The 17457-nt window shown below is 48.1% G+C and carries 13 protein-coding genes; 11 read left to right on the top strand and 2 right to left on the bottom strand.

Annotated features, from left to right (window positions below):
- Positions 1–188: 188 nt before the first annotated feature.
- A complete protein-coding gene (locus DVH26_RS21010; protein WP_239624978.1) occupies positions 189–296 on the bottom strand; it encodes a dihydroorotate dehydrogenase in 108 nt (35 codons plus the stop codon).
- Between the two features lie 407 nt (positions 297–703).
- On the opposite strand from DVH26_RS21010, the gene DVH26_RS21005 reads away from it, so the two are divergent.
- The 9 genes from DVH26_RS21005 (at position 704) to DVH26_RS20965 (ending at position 14510) form a co-directional block, all read left to right on the top strand.
- The gene (locus DVH26_RS21005; RefSeq protein ID WP_239624976.1) at positions 704–2242 is read left to right on the top strand and encodes a hypothetical protein; all 1539 of its coding nucleotides are present in this window, start codon (positions 704–706) and stop codon (positions 2240–2242) included.
- Positions 2239–4170, top strand: coding sequence for a TOMM precursor leader peptide-binding protein (locus tag DVH26_RS21000; RefSeq protein WP_239624974.1), 1932 nt, complete (start codon positions 2239–2241; stop codon positions 4168–4170). Before DVH26_RS21005 ends, DVH26_RS21000 begins: the two co-directional genes overlap by 4 nt.
- An 865-nt stretch (positions 4171–5035) precedes the next feature.
- Positions 5036–6112 (top strand): Gfo/Idh/MocA family protein, encoded by a 1077-nt coding sequence (locus DVH26_RS20995; RefSeq protein ID WP_239624972.1) that lies wholly within the window; start codon positions 5036–5038, stop codon positions 6110–6112.
- 47 nt (positions 6113–6159) lie between these two features.
- Positions 6160–9282, top strand: coding sequence for a chondroitinase family polysaccharide lyase (locus tag DVH26_RS20990; protein ID WP_239624970.1), 3123 nt, complete (start codon positions 6160–6162; stop codon positions 9280–9282).
- An 82-nt stretch (positions 9283–9364) separates the two neighbouring features.
- Positions 9365–10672 carry an ABC transporter substrate-binding protein gene (locus tag DVH26_RS20985; RefSeq protein ID WP_239624968.1) on the top strand — a complete coding sequence of 436 codons (1308 nt, stop codon included), beginning with the start codon at positions 9365–9367 and terminating at the stop codon, positions 10670–10672.
- A gap of 21 nt (positions 10673–10693) precedes the next feature.
- Positions 10694–11305, top strand: coding sequence for a 3-keto-disaccharide hydrolase (locus tag DVH26_RS20980; protein WP_239624966.1), 612 nt, complete (start codon positions 10694–10696; stop codon positions 11303–11305).
- 92 nt (positions 11306–11397) lie between these two features.
- Positions 11398–12477, top strand: coding sequence for a Gfo/Idh/MocA family protein (locus tag DVH26_RS20975; protein ID WP_239624964.1), 1080 nt, complete (start codon positions 11398–11400; stop codon positions 12475–12477).
- 55 nt (positions 12478–12532) lie between these two features.
- Positions 12533–13534 (top strand): Gfo/Idh/MocA family protein, encoded by a 1002-nt coding sequence (locus tag DVH26_RS20970; RefSeq protein WP_239624962.1) that lies wholly within the window; start codon positions 12533–12535, stop codon positions 13532–13534.
- Positions 13527–14510, top strand: coding sequence for a Gfo/Idh/MocA family protein (locus DVH26_RS20965; protein WP_239624960.1), 984 nt, complete (start codon positions 13527–13529; stop codon positions 14508–14510). The genes DVH26_RS20970 and DVH26_RS20965 overlap by 8 nt, the downstream gene beginning before the upstream one ends.
- 137 nt (positions 14511–14647) lie before the next feature.
- Here the strand turns inward: DVH26_RS20965 and DVH26_RS20960 are convergent, their stop codons facing one another.
- Positions 14648–15388 (bottom strand): helix-turn-helix transcriptional regulator, encoded by a 741-nt coding sequence (locus DVH26_RS20960; protein WP_239624958.1) that lies wholly within the window; start codon positions 15386–15388, stop codon positions 14648–14650.
- A 284-nt stretch (positions 15389–15672) separates the two neighbouring features.
- Between DVH26_RS20960 and DVH26_RS20955 the strand changes: the two genes are divergently transcribed.
- Together DVH26_RS20955 and DVH26_RS20950 are read left to right on the top strand one after the other, a co-directional pair.
- Positions 15673–15936, top strand: coding sequence for a hypothetical protein (locus DVH26_RS20955; RefSeq protein WP_239624956.1), 264 nt, complete (start codon positions 15673–15675; stop codon positions 15934–15936).
- Positions 15933–17390, top strand: coding sequence for a sulfatase family protein (locus DVH26_RS20950; protein WP_239624954.1), 1458 nt, complete (start codon positions 15933–15935; stop codon positions 17388–17390). Before DVH26_RS20955 ends, DVH26_RS20950 begins: the two co-directional genes overlap by 4 nt.
- Positions 17391–17457: the final 67 nt, after the last annotated feature.

The following is a 17457-nucleotide window of genomic DNA, read 5'->3' as shown; positions in this document are numbered from 1 at the left end:
ACGGATAGGCCACTGCCCACATACACTATTGAACAGTCGAAGATGGCAGTGCGGGACATCTCTGCATTCTTCGTGCGATACAGCATGGAGGTGGCCTATTCAATGCCAGGACTATTCGCTGGAATCGTATACTTGTCAGTTTAAAAAACGCCCAGACTATTTAATAGCCGGGCGTTAGTGTGTGCCAATTAGTAAAGAAATCCACGAGTAATAATTACAAGCAGAATGAAAAGCACTAGAATAATAGCCGCAGAAGTAAACAAACCTCCACAACTACCTGCTACTCCTAATCCCATTGTGATTTCCTCCCTCCCGAGTTGTAAGGTATTGTATGTGTTTGTGCCGATCATGGATTGGGCTAAGTCGAAAATTGTTCGAAATTAGGGACCGTCCGTCGTTCCAACGATTCCGTTCATATACTAATTTAGCAGAAATTTCCTCATCTTCATATGCACCAGATCATTCCGTTATCTAAACAGTAACCAGTTGCGTCTAGCTCTTATTCCCAGTATATAATCTTTGCTTATAGCTTCTTTTGAATTCACGCTTTTTACGGACTTGCTGCTTAAGCATATAAAGTAGTTTTGCTTTGATGCGTAATAAAACAAAGCGTGTAGACATATTTTTATGTAGATTTAGGGTTTGCGGATATCACCATGAGCGAGTTCTCAAACCGTGTTATGTCATAGATGGAGGTAGACAAATGTCTTCTCAAGATGCAGGGGTACTGGCCGTCGGTTCCGGAACTATCTTGGTCGCGCTGGTTAATGCATGGTATGAATCACGTTTATCGAAACTTTCCATATTGGCAATCAACACATCTCTTGCAGATGCGGAGCAGCTTAAGGCGGCATGGGAACAGGCGCTCCCGAGCAATCCGGAAACATCTCTGGATATTATCCTTGCCGAAGCGGAGGGCGGCGAAGTGAATTGGAACACTGTGATTAAGCCGTTCTCATTTATTTTGTATGCTGCTCAGCATGGTGGTCTGGAGGAGCTTGAAAAGCTTCAGAGCGCCTGCATAGCCGAAAAGAAACCGCTGCTTCCTGCAATGGATCTACGAGGAATAGGCATGGTTGGGCCGCTGCTTCAGCCGGACGGAAACGGAAGCGGGGAGTGTGCATGGCGGCGCGTTCACGCGTCTATATTCCCACCTGAGTGGGAATCGTACCCATTCTATAGGACAACTGCAACCCTCTTATCCAATCTTATCGTCTATGAGTGCCATAAGTGGTTTATTGGAGAGAGCGAGCCGAAAAGCAACAATCATTGCTATATATTGAATCCGCTCACTCTGGAGGGAAGTTGGCATTCGGTTCTTCCGCATCCTTTCTTATCGGGGCACGAAGCGGCCCGTATGGCGACAGACCTGGAGCTAAACCTCGGATCCGACCAGGAGCCTGATGCTGAACAATGGTTTTCGTGGTTCAATGGGCTGACCTCCAAGGTGTCGGGCATTTTCCATGTTTGGGAGGAAGGAGCATTGGAGCAGCTCCCGCTTGCACAATGTCTCGTGCAGCCTGTAGACCCGTTATCGGAAGGCTTTGCGCGGCTTCTTCCAGCCATTGTCAGCAGCGCACTGACGCATGTAGAGGCCCGGCGGGAGTCCGCGCTTGCAGGAATGGAATCCTATACCGCTCGCATGACCCCGCTATGGATACCTGGGCTCTCCTCTAGGCAGCAGGAGGACATCAGCATCGGAGCCGGATTCACGTTCGCCGAAGCGACGGGGCGAGGACTGATCGCTTGTTTGACCAAAGAGCTGGAAAGACGGACCCTCTATCAAGAAAGGGTTCTCTCCCGCATGGAAATTGTCCAAATCGAAGATGTCCACTGCCGGTACTATTTGCAAGCTCTGAATATAAAGGAAGGAGAGACTTTCATCGCATTCGGAGAACCGCTGTATGGATTTCCGGTCATATGGGTCCTCTCGGATCATTCCTGGTATGGCTGCGTAGGCCTTGATAAGACCTTAGCGCTTCGCCAAGCACTGCAAAATGCTTTGATGAAAACGAAAATCGTTCCGGATAGTGCTATGATTTGGAGCGACGATAAGCCGCAACGCATCACCATTACTTCTGCAGCTTCTATAAGTCACGCATCTAGAATGCTCTCAGCGGTAAATACCTTAAGGCAGCACCATAAACAGCTGGAGATCTTCGACATGCGGTGCGAGCCCGCTCTGAATGAAGGGCCGCTTGAAGTCGTTGCTGTACTGCTCGGTGAGGAGGTAGCCCTATGAATACCGTCATTATTATCGGTGAGGGGCTGTTGGCGGATACGGTGAGCAAGTATTTGTTAGGATTCCCGATAGTTCGCAGATCCGCTTTCGGTGAGGCTTTACCGCCCGCGGGACTGGTATTGGTGCTAGGAGGGGACTCCTCAACTCATCTCCAAGCTGAAGAGATCCTGCGGCCGCTTAGGATTCCATGGCTGGGCTGCTATGTGTCCGATGGAGAAGGAGTGATTGGGCCGCTAGTCTTTCCCGGGACAGCCGGATGCTCCCAGTGTGCGGAAAATAGGCTCTCCATGTCGATGGAAACCAGTGAAAATATGGATGATCAGATCATGAGACTCATCTCCCTCGATCCTCTCCCAGCACAGGCTCCCGAGGTACATCCATTGGCATTGCGGCATATTGCATATATAGTCTCAGCAGAAGCAGCTAAGGTGCTCCAAGGAGATAAACCGTATTCCGAGAGCCACATCTATTTAGTTAACCTGATAAATCTAAATACCACAATTCACTACATCCTTCCTGACCAATCTTGTCCGGTTTGCGGTCAATGGCCGGAGGATTCGAAGGAAGCGGCCCATATAACACTTGGATCTTGCAAGAAACACAAGAGGGACATTTATCGCAGCCGCTCGATGAGTGATTTACAGAAGGTTCTGATTAAGGATTATTGGGACAGCCGGACTGGGCTCTTCAACGGCAGAGAGCTGAGCTTCCTGTCCACTTTTGCATGTGCGGTTGTGAATCTTCCTTTGCCTATGTGGAATGAAGTGACAGGAGGTCATTCGCATTCATTTGCAGACAGCGAGCTGGCTGCCATCCTCGAAGGATTGGAGAGATTTTGCGGGATTGCACCCCGAGGAAAACGAACGGTTGTGCATGACAGCTTCGTTAACTTGAAGGATGATGCCATGGATCCGTCGAAGGTAGGGCTCCACGCGCAGGAGCACATGGATCAGCCGGATTTTCCCTATCTGCCGTTTGATCCTAATGCCGAAATTCCTTGGGTGTGGGGATACTCACTGCTGCAGGAACGTCCGATTCTGGTTCCCGAGTTGCTGGCTTATTACAGCCTGGGCTACGGAGGAGGCTTTGTATATGAGACTTCTAATGGCTGCGCGTTAGGCGGGAGTCGGGAAGAAGCAATCTTGCACGGCATTTTGGAGATCGTAGAGCGTGATTCATTCTTGTTGACCTGGTACGCCAAGCTGCCCGTTCCACGGCTTGATTACCGTTCGTCGGGTGACAAGGAACTGCTGACGATGATCGAACGTTTAAAAGCTGTAACAGGTTATGAGGTGCTGCTATACAATACGACGATGGAAAACGGCATTCCAAGCATATGGGCTATAGCAAAGGGGGGAGCAAATCAGACATTGAACCTTGTGTGCGCCGCGGGAGCCCATCTGGATCCTATCCTTGCAGCCAAGAGCGCCGTGTATGAGCTGGCCGGGACGATAACAAGGGTTGAGGAACTTTGGGAAGAACGTCGAGATGATGCTGAAGCTATGTTTCATGATTCTTTCTTGTTGCAATTTATGGAGGATCATTCCTTGTTGTATAGTTTGCCACAAGCGGAGGAACGACTAGGATTCTTGTTAGACGAACAGCGTCCTCTGCGGACTTTTGCTGAAGAATTCGGGCCTGTAGTGAGTAATGACGATTTAACGGATGATCTGAAGCAAGTTCTTGCAGTGTTTAGCAGCTTGGAGCTGGATGTTATTGTAGTCAACCAGTCTGCGAGCGAGACGCTTCGCAATGAGCTATACTGCTTCAAAGTGTTGATACCGGGAATGCTGCCAATGACGTTCGGACATACGCTTACCCGCTTGGCGGGTCTGAATAGAGTGTTGGAAGTACCGATGCGGCTGGGTTATGCCGATCACAAGCTATCGTTGGAGGAGTTGAACCCCTATCCGCATCCGTTTCCATAGGAATGTATGAACAGTTTAGAGAATTTATATAAAAAAGAGGTAAATGAGAGGACTGACCCCAATCTGTGAGATAGGGATCAAAATTAATAAGCAGCCAGTCGTCGGAATCAACCGGCGTCTGGCTGCTTATTAGTTTCGTTTGAATGCGAATTCAATTATTTGTAATTACTAATAAGCAAAATGGAGCCATGCATTCTAAGTGTCTGCAGGATAGCGGTCTTAGGCTCTCCTTTAGTTAGTTTATATTTAGTTGTAATAACAATATGATCTCAGATAATCATTGGTATTAGCAAAAGGCAAATATCATCAACAAACGCTTGATATATCTGTTTTTTTGCAATTGATAATCTTATATATGAATAGTTAAATAATTTAGATAGTTTAAATCTTGACTAAACATAAGGGCGGCATTATAGTTGGATACATAGGATAAGTGATTTCAACACGTGCGACTTGCGAAACGCAGGTATAACTAACAAATCCGGCAGGTTGTCCTCGCTGCGCAAAGACAAAGACGCCAAAGCGATCAACGTAGTGGACAACAGAAAAAAGTAACCGCATACATGGAATTCAGCTTTAGCATTGGATTGCGTTCAGGGAATGAATTCAGTCATGAACATTATTTATTGGGGGGGATATACCATCATTGCGGGATCGGCTACGGGCTTGAAAGCATTATCAACGTACAGAGGGGTTGCTCGATTTCTGCGACATAATAGGTCATGAGACTTGGGCTCTGCAGACACCATCAAAGTGAATTATTTGGGGGACTGAAGTACGGGATGATTTGATTCGTAGTAAAGCGGACTCGGAGAATTGACTAAGTGAGGTCGATGACCGCGAGAAGAAGAGAGGATGAAGGTCAATGTCTACAACGTTAAAGGTCGGTATTATCGGTTGCGGCGGGAATGCAACGAACAAGCATATGCCCGCATTGTCTCAAATTGATACCGTAGAGCTAGCTGCTTTCTGTGATGTATTTAGAGAAAATGCTCAGAAGGCATCCGACAAATTTGGAAAGGCTGGAAGTAACGTCTACTCGGATTTCACGGAGCTTCTTGCGAACCCTTCCATAGACGTCGTTCATATTTGCACGAACAATGATACCCATGCCGAGATTGCGATTGCAGCACTTAGAGCGGGCAAGCACGTAATGTGCGAAAAGCCTATGGCCAAGACAGCGGAGGAAGCGGTACACATGCTCGAGGTTGCGAGGCAAACGGGAAAAAAGCTGACCATCGGCTACAATAACCGATTTCGTCCAGATAGCCAGCAGCTCTATAACATTTGCCGGAGCGGGAGCCTGGGTGACATCTATTTTGCCAAAGCTCATGCGATTCGCAGGCGCGGTGTTCCGAACCGCAAAGTTTTTCTCGATAAAGAAAAGCAAGGGGGAGGTCCGCTTATCGACATCGGTACGCATGCGTTGGACTTGACTTTATGGTTGATGGATAATTATAAGCCTCGCATGGTTGTAGGTACGGCCTATAACATGCTGTCCCAAATGGAGGAAACGGCAAGAACCGGGGGATGGGATCCCCGCAGCTTTACCGTAGAGGATTCCGCCTTCGGCATGATTGTTATGGAGAATGGCGCTACGGTTATGCTGGAGTCAAGCTGGGTATTAAATGTCCGTCATGAAGCCACGAACAAGGTAACATTATGCGGAAGCAAGGGCGGTGCCGACATGTGGGACGGTCTGTGGATTAACGGAGAAAGCGAAGGGAGTCTGAATGAACAGCAAATACTAGTAGATGGTTCAGGTATGACTGCTAAAGAAATTCGCAGCCAGACGCTCGATCTGGAAATGAGGACATGGATCGATAGTATTATTGCGGATAAAGAACCGGTCGTCAAACCGGAGCAGGCGCTTGTCGTATCGCAAATTTTGGAGGCTTTGTACAAATCGGCGGAGACCGGCAAGCCTGTTTATTTTAGTTAAGGCAGTACTCTTTTTTCAATTCATTCATTTGGATGGAAGGTGCAAATATGAACGACGGGTTATCCAAGATAGAAATTTATGGAGATGACGGCTCTTTCATCTATGCCGAATCTTTTGAAGGGAATTCGGTGCCTAATCACTGGAATACAGTTGGAGCTGGAACGCTCGCTCTTTCCCAAGCTCATTACAAACACGGATCTCACTCTTTGAGATGGCAGTGGAATCAGGGAGGAAGGCTTGTAGTAACCAGGCCAGACCATCTGGAAGAAGCATGCAAAAGTATGAACGGCGGAGTCAAATTTTGGATTTATAATGAAAAGGCATTAATCGGTAAGCTCACGTTCCGTCTTGGATCTGAACGTGAAATAAGTCAAGGTCTATTCCGGTGCTCCTTTGAGATTGGGGTAGGGTTTGCCGGCTGGAGAGGCTTTAACATCCATTTTCGAGAGGATGGCGGGTTCGAGCCCGACCGCGAGAACCAAGATGTCGAGCAGTTGGAAGTGATGGAGCTCATTCCACCGCAGGAGGAAGAGAGCGGAACTTTCTTTCTGGACGTTATCGAATTTGTTGCATCGATTCCTGCCTCACGTTCTTCGGACTGGCAGATACCCTCTCTAAGACAGAAGGCAAATGGGGGAAAGGGAGGCACATGGGACCGCAGTTACTATTTCAGTCGTTTGCAGCCTAGATTGCCGGAGGAAACAGAGCTGACGCAGGAACAAGCGGCTGCGTTTGCGCTTATCTCCAAACGTTATGAGCATTGGGTACTGGGTGAAAAGGTTGATCTTGCGTGTGAACCGCTTCGCATACGTTATGAATCCCTTCAAGCTTTCATCCGCGAAGGTGTGGAGCGGTATCAGAGGTTGGACATCAAGCGAGATAAAGACGGCTATGTGACAGGAGCACCGCTTTTTTCCAGCCGTTCGTCGCACGGTCCCGAGTTTGGGAAAGATGTAGCCCGGACTATTTTTCTGCCGGTTGTGCTTGATTATAGGTTGAATGGTAATGAAGAAAGCAAACAGAAGGCGCTGGATTTATTCGATTATTTTCACGATCAGGGCTGGGCCGCAGGCAGCGGACTGGAAACGCTTGATCACGAAACCAACAGAAACAACGGGTATTTTCATTCTGTATTCCTGATGAGGGAGGAGTTAAAACGAACAGGGAGACTGGATCGAGAATACGCCTCTATGCATTGGTTTACCAATTTCGGTAAAACCTACGGTTTTCCTGGAGAGGACTACACCGAAACGACGGCTGACGAAGTGCGTACCCGTTTTGTGTATAAGCTGCTTGTTGTCTTATGTATGGAAGATTCTCCAGAGAAAGTACGGCACATGAAGGGGCTGCTGCTGTGGATGAACAATGCTCTCGCCATTGCGCCTGGATTCGCGGGGACGATCAAACACGATTATATGGGCTTTCACCATCGCATGGTATATACGTCAGCTTATGCACCTAATGCTCTTCATACGGGCGCGTTGATGGCATATCTGCTTCATGGAACTCCCTATGCGCTTGATGAGAAATCGGTCAGCAATCTAAAACAGGCCCTCTTAACGATGCGAATCGTGACGAACAAGTACGATGTGCCGACCGGAATAAGCGGAAGGTTCCCGGACAAAGGGGCGTTCACCCATGAAATGCTGCCGGCTTTAGCATTGCTAGCTTTCGCGGGAGAAACGATAGACATTGAACTAGCTGGAGCATTCATGAGATTGTGGGACCCGGAAGCTAAATGCGTAAGAAAGATGTTCGCGCAGGCTGATAGCAAAGGCGTCGAATATATGGATACTCTCGGTGGCTTGCAGTTCGCGGTGAAGCTGTCGCAAGCAGGCTTTGCTCCGGAAACAAGTCCAACGGGCTTTTGGATGAAGCCTTCATCGGCACTCGCAGTGCTGCGCCGGGATCATTGGATGGTTTCTACCAAAGGGTGGAGTCAGTACGTTGTCGATTTCGAAGCACATAGTGCCAAACCTTCGATGTCGGTACATAAGGTTATGCCTGGAGAAAATGTTTACGGACGATATATAAGTTATGGCGCGATTCAAATATTTGCAGACGGTGAATCGCCAAGCGCAGAGGGCAGCGGTTATGCACTAAACCGTGGATGGGATTGGTCCAGATGGCCAGGTACGACTTCCCGGCATCTCTCTCTTGAAGAACTGGAAACGCTCGGCTCTCGACCTGGAGCACGTTCATTTACAGAAGGCACACGATCGTTTACGGATGAAACATTTGTCGGAGGCGTTTCCAGCGAGGGGATGGAAGGGATCTTCGCGATGAAGCTGCACGACACCGTGTTTGATCCTAGCTTCCGCGCTGTCAAAACCGTATTTTATTTTGGCAAAGATATCATTTCGCTTGGCTCTGGCATTTGCTGCGAGGATCCGCGCAATCATGTGGAAACGACGTTGTTCCAATCCCATATGAGTGATGCTGCGAATCCGTTCTATATAAATGATAAGCAAATTACAGAGCTCCCGTGGCTATTCATTGGTTCATACGGGGAAACGTCTTGGATGATTGACCCCTATGGTAACGGCTATGTGGTGCCTGATGCGGGCGGTCTTCAAATTGAACGAGCCGCTCAGAAATCAAGGGATTCAAGTGGATTGATGGAGACGGAAGGCTTCTATACGACGGCATGGATCGATCATGGGATACAACCGCAAAGCCTCGGCTATGAATATGCCATTCTTGTGCAATCGACACCGGAAGCGGTCAGAAGCTATGCTGCTACGCCACACTACAAAGTGCTGCAAAAAGATGAAAAGGCACATGTCGTACTACATAACAAGCTGCAGTCCATTGGTTACGTTCTATTTGACGAAACCGAGAAAATGAATTTTGGCGTGTTCCATAGTTCGAGCGCTCCGGTAATCGTCATGGAAAAAAGGCGTGAACAATCCCTGCTCCTCAGCTTGGCGGATCCGGACTTGCGTCTGCCTAAGTTGAAAAATCAACGCATGGACGATGTAACTGCATGGACAGCGGGCATGGAAACAATTACGTGCGTGGAGCTTAAGGGACGGTGGACCATGAAAGGAAAAGAGCTTCCACGTGATGTTACTGGAATTGAAGTAAGCGCTGATAAGGACAAGACATCCTTGCACATCCGATGCCAAAACGGAGCCACTGTCGAATTGGAACTAACGGAAATAAACTAAAAATTATGGTTTCAGGCCTAACTGTTAAAAAATCGACAAGGAAATAGTCTATTGAAAAAAACATAGTAGAGGTGAACTTAATATGAAAAAAATTACAGTTCTTTTCCTCCTGATATGCTTTTTCATCATGACTTTGGCAGGCTGTTCGAGTAAAGAGCCAAGCTCCGAAACTTCATTGGACTCCAAAGAACCGATAAATTTGAAGGTGTATGGATACAGCGCCAACATGACTGACTCCGAATTTCAAAAGTATTTTGTTGAGCCCATTAAGAAGAAATATCCCAATATTTCGTTGGAGCTTATCACGAGAAATGGGGATAACAATACACCGGAACAGCTCATTGCAGCAGGCAATTTTCCCGATCTCCTGCTTGTGAGCAACATTTACATTGGGATGTTCAACCGCTTGGGCATGACAATGGATATTTCCGAATTAGCTAAGAAAAATAAATTGGATCTCAATCGGTTTGATGCCGGCGCGATGGAAGCCATTCAGCAATTTGGCAGCAAGGACCAGCTTTTTGCTCTCCCGCTTTCAGCCAACTATGGCATAACGCTTTATAATAAGGACATTTTTGACAAATTCGGCGTGCCGTACCCGAAAGATTTGATGACATGGAATGAAATGCTCGATACAGGGAGGAAGCTTACAAGACTAGAGCAGGGAGTACAGTATATAGGTATAGATCCGGGTCCTGTCGACCAAATGAAGGAACAGTATGCTCTTCCTTATGTAAACGATAAGCAGGATATGCCTGTTCTGAATTCCCCAGGCTACCAGAAGTTATTCGCTTTACTTAAGTCGTTCTATGAGGTTCCCGGATTTATCGGTCCCAACAATGTGTACACATATGGCAGCAACGCTTTCTTTAAGAACAGAAATGTTGCGCTTCTCCCCTCTTGGGGCAATGGTGTTGTTGGAATGTTGGAGGATGCGACGCAGCAAGGACAAAATCTTAACTGGGATATTGTCACTCAGCCTGTTTACTCCGAGTTCCCGAACATTGGACGGCCTGCCAATATGCCGGTTCTGATGGTTTCTCCAAAGACGGCGCATAAAGATGCAGTATTTCAAGTGATCAATACGCTTGTGGGGGATGAAGTGCAAACCTTGCTAAATCGAAATGGCCGATTAACTATCCTAAACGATGATAAAATTAAAAGCCAGTTTGCCGCTGATCTAAAAAGCTTTCAAGGTAAAAATACGCAAGCGGTTACTAAATTAAAGCAGGCAGCCAGCGTCCCTATTACGGATTATGATGTCGAATTAAAAAAGATCATACAAAACGCTGCAAAGGATATGGCTCAGAGCGGTAAGGACGTAAACACCATACTGAGAGAGGCCCAGAGCAATGCGGAGAAAAAAATGGCTGAGATGAAGCAGCAATAAAAATTTGAGAGGAGATACAGTATGAATGCCTTAACAAGTGATGAAAGTAAAGCAGGTTATCGACTATTGTTTGACGGAGAGTCTCTAAATGGGTGGGCTTCAACTCTTAATACTGCAGGATGGATTGTCAAGGACGGAAATTTAGTGTGTAAGGGCGAAAGAAGCGGATACTTGTATACTCTAGAAAAATTCGAGAACTTTATTCTCGACTTGGAATACAGAACAGCACCTAACGTCAACAGCGGTGTTTTTTTTCGATGGTCGGATCTTACGGATCCGGTAAACACGGGTCTTGAGGTGCAGATTTTAGATACATACGATCAGGATAACATGGTCAGAAATAGCGCAGGCGCATTATACGATCTGGTTGCTCCTTCTTCCAATGCCGTTCGTCCGGCAGGGGAATGGAATCGTCTAATAATCCGGTGTGATCGTAATGATATCCAAATTACTTTGAACAGCGTTCCGGTTGTTGAAGCGGATATAGACCAATGGTCTAGCCCTGGTAAAAATCCGGATGGTTCGGATAATAAATTTAAGTACGCCTGGAAGGATCAACCGCGTCTAGGGCATATCGGCCTTCAGGATCACGGAGGATATGTAGAATTCAGGAATCTTAAAATAAAGCTGTAACCCCGATTTATTAAAGTGGAATAGGGGATAGCAACCGATTCGATTCGAATTGGTTGCCTTTCCTATTTAGGAAGCAGAGGAGTGATTAGGGAATGGAGAAGGAATTGAGAGTCGGCATAATTGGCTGTGGCGGGATCGCGCATGCAAAACATATGCCGAGTCTGGCCAAACTACCTCAAGTCAGTCTGGCAGCATTCGCAAATCGAACAGAAGCTAAGGCCCGTCAAGCCTCTTCTGCATTCGGGTCGACGGATGCCCAAGTATATACGGATTATCGTCAGCTGCTGGAGGACCGGACAATTGATGTCGTGCACGTCTGCACCGCTAACGATTCACATGCAGAGATAGCTATAGCGGCCTTGGACGCAGGCAAGCATGTGATGTGTGAAAAGCCTATGGCCAGAACGACAGAAGATGCCAAGAGAATGGTGGAGGCAGCTAAACGATCGGGCAAGAAGCTTACAATCAGCTATAACAACCGGTACCGGCCCGATTCTCAATATTTGTACCAGGTGTGCCGAAATGGAGATCTAGGACACATCTATATGGCCAAGGCCCATGCGTTGCGCCGGCGTGGTGTCCCGACATGGGGCGCCTTTCTGGATAAGGAAAAACAGGGGGGCGGACCACTGATCGATATCGGCACTCATGCGCTGGACTTGGCGTTATGGCTGATGAATAACTATAAGCCTAAGACAGTGCTGGGGAAAGCATTCCATCAGCTCGGCAAACAGGCTCATGCAGCTAATCCTTACGGATCATGGGACCCAGCGAAATTTTCCGTTGAAGATTCCGCATTGGCATTGATTACGATGGAGAACGGGGCAACAGTGACGCTTGAGGCTAGCTGGGCTTTAAACATTGTGCACGAAGGGGCAGGGAAAGTAACCTTATGCGGAACAGCAGCCGGTGCTGATATGTGGGACGGATTAACTATCAATGGAGAAAAATACGGGAAGCTGTATACGACTCGGATCCATCTGCAGGATGCGGGAGTTCCCTTCTACAAGACCGTTGAAGAAAGTCCGGCAGAGCTTGAGGCGCGTCTATGGATCGAAGCGATCTTGAATGACAGCGAACCGGTCGTCAAGCCGGAGCAGGCGCTGGTTGTGCAGGAGATTCTTGATGCAATCTACCTTTCGTCGGATACCGGGGAAGCTGTATCCCTGTAAGTGATAAAGAACGTGGAGTGTGAGCTTGCATGGGCTCAAGTTAAGGAGGCCGAATATGATACAAGCAGCTATAGTGGGGACTGGTAAAACAAGTAAGCGGTATGCGCAGCATTTGTTGAAAGCAGGGCAAGCAGAGATCTTCGGTATTTATGACGATGATGAAGTGAATGCCCAGGAGTTGGCGGCTGAATACGGGTGCCGTGCGTTCTCATCGTTCGAACGATTAATGGAAGCATTGCCGACAGGCAGCGTACTTGTTGTTGCCGAGCCTGAGGATAGCGATAAACACAGCATACTCCAAGCGCTGAAATCGGGCTATCATGTGATAGCCGGTATGCAGGGATACCGCCTTGGAGATATTCAAGAACTACTAGCGTCAGTTTCCAGCAGCTCCGGAGGCCGGTTGTTATTTGCAAATCCGGAGCGTTTTTATTATCACAATAGAGACTTAAAAAAGCGTATTGAAGACGGTGCGATCGGCAGTCTTGGTATGATTAACTCCAAGCGATATTGTCCGCTAATACCTGATGATGATGTAGGGGTACCGATTATCGATGGAGGAGCCGCCTTAAATCGTCTGGCTCTGAAGGAGATTGATTTGCTGCGCTGGATTGCAGGTGAAGTGGATACGGTTTATGCCATGCGCGCAAGCATCAGGCCGCTTGATTACGTTTTGGTGACTCTGCAGTTTCGAAGCGGAGTGATTGCCAACCTCGAAGCCTACTCGGGATATCCCGGAGCATATACATCGGCTGTCGAATATGCAGGCTCGAAAGGCGTAATTCGTTATGACAACCGTAAAACAAATGCTTTCCATGTGCATAGAAGAGCCGATAGCGACGTAAATCCGGGTACGCGCGGATTCAGCCCATCCTTCCGTAATCCGGAATATGATAACTTGGTACACATGCTTGATTGTCTCGATAAGGACAAGGAGCCGGCAATGACTGTAGAAGATGCGTTTGAAACGATGCGGGTTGTAGCAGCCGCTTCTCAATCGCTACATACCGGACAACCGGTAAATCTATTTAGCGAAGGGGTGGGGAACGATGCGTAAGTTGAAAATAGGGTTGATCAGCTTTGCCCATCTTCATGCCGTCAGCTACTTGCACGTCTTGCTGCAGCGCAATGATGTGGAGCTACTCGGTATATCCGATGAGAACCGGGAGAGGGTAGAGCCGTTCTGCCGGCAGTACCAGATTCCATACTTTGCGGATTATCGCGAGCTGTTGGCTGGTGATGCCGATGCCGTAATCATCAGTTCCGAAAACTCGCGACATGCGGAAATGACAATAGAGGCTGCAAAGCATAAAAAGCATGTTTTGTGCGAGAAGCCGTTAGGTATTTCCAAGAATGAGATGCGTCAAATGATCGAAGCGTGCAAAGAGCATGGCGTCCAGCTCATGACCTCGTTTCCAAACCGATATATACCCATGATAGTGCAGGCTAAAGAAGCTATCGATCGTGGGGAAATAGGCCAAGTGGTGGCCGTTAAAGCTACAAATAAAGGCGAGATGATAGGAGGATGGTTCAATGACCCCTCATTATCCGGAGGAGGAGCGCTCATTGATCATACGGTACACGTTATGGATTTATTGAATTGGATGCTGCGTTCCAAAGCGGTTGAGGTCTACGCGGTATCGGGAAGCCTGTTCCATGGCGTCGACATTGATGATGCCGGCATAGTTCATGTGAAATTCGAGAATGGTGTGTTTGCCGCCCTTGATGCAAGCTGGTCTCGTACGCACGCTTTTCCATACAAACGCGATTTGACGATGGAAATCATAGGGACAGACGGGACGCTATCGATTGATTACTTTGCCCAGATCAACGAGGTTTACAGTCAAACGACCGACCACGCGGAATGGAGCTATTGGGGCGACAATAAGGATGAGCTGCTGATCGATGATTTTATTACATGCCTTAATGAAGGAAAAGAAGTTCCTATCAACGGTGAGGACGGGTATAACTCAACGGTTATTGCGCTGGCTGCCTATGAATCGGTTCGGTTAAAGAAGCCGGTAAATCTTTAAAAAACGATGCACAAAGACTGAAAAACTCAAGGAGCAATGATAGCTCTCCCGTGTATTGAGCAAAGAAGTAACGAAATCTCTCGTTGCTTTTTTTGTTGCATAGGATTCGGTTGATTTTGGTAGATAGAACTGACTTCTTATATATATTTTCGCGGACTCATCCCTGTGTGCTTTTTAAAAAACTTGGAGAATGAAAATACGTCACTAAATCCAAGATCCGCAGCAATTTCAGAAATACTATGCTCTCTGTATCGGAGCAATTCCTCAATCTTCTGAATCCGAATATGATCAATATAAGATTTCAAGCTTTCTCCGGTAATCTCCTTGAACTTCTTAGATAGATGACTGCGTGAATACGATAACTCTTCAGCAAGCTCATAGATCGTAATGGATTTACCGTTTCGCTTATATACCTTGTCCATAATATGTTTTACTAACAACTCGGACGAATTGTCATTTTCCCGAAAATGGTCGTAATGAACATAATGAAGAATCGTTTCAAGAAAGCCGATTACAAATACTTTCTCGCATTGCAAGTAAGGAGATTCATGAATGGCCGTCTTAAAAGAGGAAATGAGCTTTCTTGTGATTAGATTGCTGCGAATAACCCCAGCCCAATGGGGAAGGTCCTCTTCTTCGCGCTCAAACTTTATTGATATCCAGGCAACGGGCGGCTCACTGTACCAAAATCCATGCTCCAAGCCTGGAGGGACTAGCAGCATGTCGCCAATCTCCAGAGATAATACCTCACCGGATATACTGCATTTAATAACTCCTTGAGTAACAATTTCAAGCTGCCAATAATCGTGCCTATGAGGTATCACTTTAGATGGTGAAGATTTCGACCCAAAACCAACGGAGAGCACTTTGGATTTCATTGCAATCCTCCTCGGATGTATATACTAGGAATGCGACATTTATACAAGTATTACGATTATTTGGACATTCGCTTTTTGAAAAGTGCATGATATTTTAAAAGTATTATAGAACAACAATTATGAGCTCACAAGGGGATTAATACAAGAGAAGGATGTACCCGAGATCATCAAATCGACAGAAGGAGGGACGTGCGACTAACACTCATGCCTGCTTCAAAAGTACATGTAAGTTAGAGGGATTTACCCATTCTGGTGATCAAATTTAATGATAGGAGAACAAACTTATGTATCAAAAACCAACGTTTACCCCGCCTCCGGAGCATCCAAGGTTGTTTCTGCGGCGACAGCATGTGCCGGCGGAGCTGGAATCACCGGCTTCGCAAGGAGCGGCCTGGGAGCGGCGGCACCTTGCCACGGAAACAGTGACCGACGAGAGCGGCGTGCTGCACTGGACGTGGACAGCCGCAGCCGGACAAATCCGGTTGAGCTACCGCGGACACGGAGACGCTGATCAAGCTCGGTTCGGCGAAGGAGGGAACGCACAATGAGCGAGAAGCTGAATGTCGTCGTCATCATGGCCGACCAGCTCCGCTGGGATGCGTTCGGGGAGCATACGCCGAACATTAATCAGCTGAAGGCGGAGAGCGTTGTCTTCGACCGGGCGTACTGCGCATCACCGTTATGCGTCCCGGCTAGAGGAGCTTTTTTTACCGGCAAGTATCCGAATGTGACGGGCTCGCTGATCAACCCGTGGGAGGAGCAGGAGAAGCAGCACGGCATGGTTCGCCCCGAGCATGAGCATTGGTATTCGCTGCTGGAGGAGCAGTGGGACAGCTGGCATACCGGCAAGCAGCATCTGTTCACCGAGCCGAAGCTGGAGCATAGCGAAGATAGCAAAACCCATTGGCTGCAGCTGGAGCAGCGGTATGAATCGTTCTTGAAGGCCAACGGCAAAAAGAAACCGGGTGGACCTGCTTTTCAGGGTCTCGTACCCGAGCTTGCCTTCGGCAAAATTACGCGAAAGCGCAAATACTCGATCCCGACTATCGGCCGATATGAGGAGGAGCTCGACTACTTCTACGACGGCTTCATCCTCAACGATTCGCTCAAGGCGATACGCAGCCGAGACCGCAGCAAGCCGTTCGCGCTGAACGCGATGTTCCTCGCGCCGCATCCACCACTCGACATACCCGAGCCGTGGTATTCGATGATCCGGGACGTGAAGCTGCCGGATAACGTCGGCGTATGGGCCGACAACCAGTCGCCGCTTCAGCTGTACAACCTGACGGGGATGCTCGGATCTTCCTACACGCGCGAGGAGTGGGAGCGCATCTGGAAGGTGTATACCGGACTTGTCGCGCTGCTCGACTATTGCGTTGGAAGGCTCGTATTCGAGCTGAAGCAGGAGGGCTTGTACGACAACACGCTGATTGTGTTCACCAGCGACCACGGGGAAATGCTCGGCTCGCACCGGCTTTGGCAAAAGATGTGCATGTACGAGGAATCGGTGAAAACGCCGCTGTACATGAAGTTTCCGTCCGGGTTCACTCCGGCTGTAACCCGTTCCGGCGAGCTCGTCAGCAGCGTCGACGTGCTTCCTACGCTGTGCGATTATCTCGGCATCGAGACGTCGGACGGCGTATCGGGCCTCTCCTTGATGCCGCTCCTGCGCGGAGAGCGGGAGAAGCTCGAACGCGAGCGGATCTTCATCCAGTTCGACGGCAACGGGGCGCGTAGCAACTTCCAGCGGTGCGTGGTCGAGGGAGATTACAAGCTGATCGTCGATATTTTCAAGGATGAAATGTTCATCGAGCTGTACGATGTGACGAACGACCCGCAGGAAATGACCAATTTGGCGTTTCAGTCGGAGGAACATGGCCTCCGTATCGAAACCATGCTGGAAGCTTTAAGACGGCACATGCGCGATACGAACGATTTGCTGGCGCTGCCGGATGGGCTGTACGAGCGATTTTTGGCCGATTACGAGCTATTCAAAGTATAAGAGAACTTGTATCTTAAGGAGAGAACGCAAGAATGAGTGTACAACCGAACGCACAATGGATTGAGGA

Origin of the sequence: Paenibacillus sp. H1-7 (assembly GCF_022354825.1) — a bacterium.
Classification (GTDB): Bacteria; Bacillota; Bacilli; order Paenibacillales; family NBRC-103111; genus Paenibacillus_S.
Note: the sequence above shows the minus strand (reverse complement) of the source record. Positions and strands in the feature narration are given on the sequence as shown.

Bases quoted from the DNA above. Each gene is read 5' to 3' on its own strand.
- DVH26_RS21010 (WP_239624978.1), bottom strand. From the start codon at position 296: ATGGGATTAGGAGTAGCAGGTAGTTGTGGAGGTTTGTTTACTTCTGCG.
- DVH26_RS21005 (WP_239624976.1), top strand. From the start codon at position 704: ATGTCTTCTCAAGATGCAGGGGTACTGGCCGTCGGTTCCGGAACTATC.
- DVH26_RS21000 (WP_239624974.1), top strand. From the start codon at position 2,239: ATGAATACCGTCATTATTATCGGTGAGGGGCTGTTGGCGGATACGGTG.
- DVH26_RS20995 (WP_239624972.1), top strand. From the start codon at position 5,036: ATGTCTACAACGTTAAAGGTCGGTATTATCGGTTGCGGCGGGAATGCA.
- DVH26_RS20990 (WP_239624970.1), top strand. From the start codon at position 6,160: ATGAACGACGGGTTATCCAAGATAGAAATTTATGGAGATGACGGCTCT.
- DVH26_RS20985 (WP_239624968.1), top strand. From the start codon at position 9,365: ATGAAAAAAATTACAGTTCTTTTCCTCCTGATATGCTTTTTCATCATG.
- DVH26_RS20980 (WP_239624966.1), top strand. From the start codon at position 10,694: ATGAATGCCTTAACAAGTGATGAAAGTAAAGCAGGTTATCGACTATTG.
- DVH26_RS20975 (WP_239624964.1), top strand. From the start codon at position 11,398: ATGGAGAAGGAATTGAGAGTCGGCATAATTGGCTGTGGCGGGATCGCG.
- DVH26_RS20970 (WP_239624962.1), top strand. From the start codon at position 12,533: ATGATACAAGCAGCTATAGTGGGGACTGGTAAAACAAGTAAGCGGTAT.
- DVH26_RS20965 (WP_239624960.1), top strand. From the start codon at position 13,527: ATGCGTAAGTTGAAAATAGGGTTGATCAGCTTTGCCCATCTTCATGCC.
- DVH26_RS20960 (WP_239624958.1), bottom strand. From the start codon at position 15,388: ATGAAATCCAAAGTGCTCTCCGTTGGTTTTGGGTCGAAATCTTCACCA.
- DVH26_RS20955 (WP_239624956.1), top strand. From the start codon at position 15,673: ATGTATCAAAAACCAACGTTTACCCCGCCTCCGGAGCATCCAAGGTTG.
- DVH26_RS20950 (WP_239624954.1), top strand. From the start codon at position 15,933: ATGAGCGAGAAGCTGAATGTCGTCGTCATCATGGCCGACCAGCTCCGC.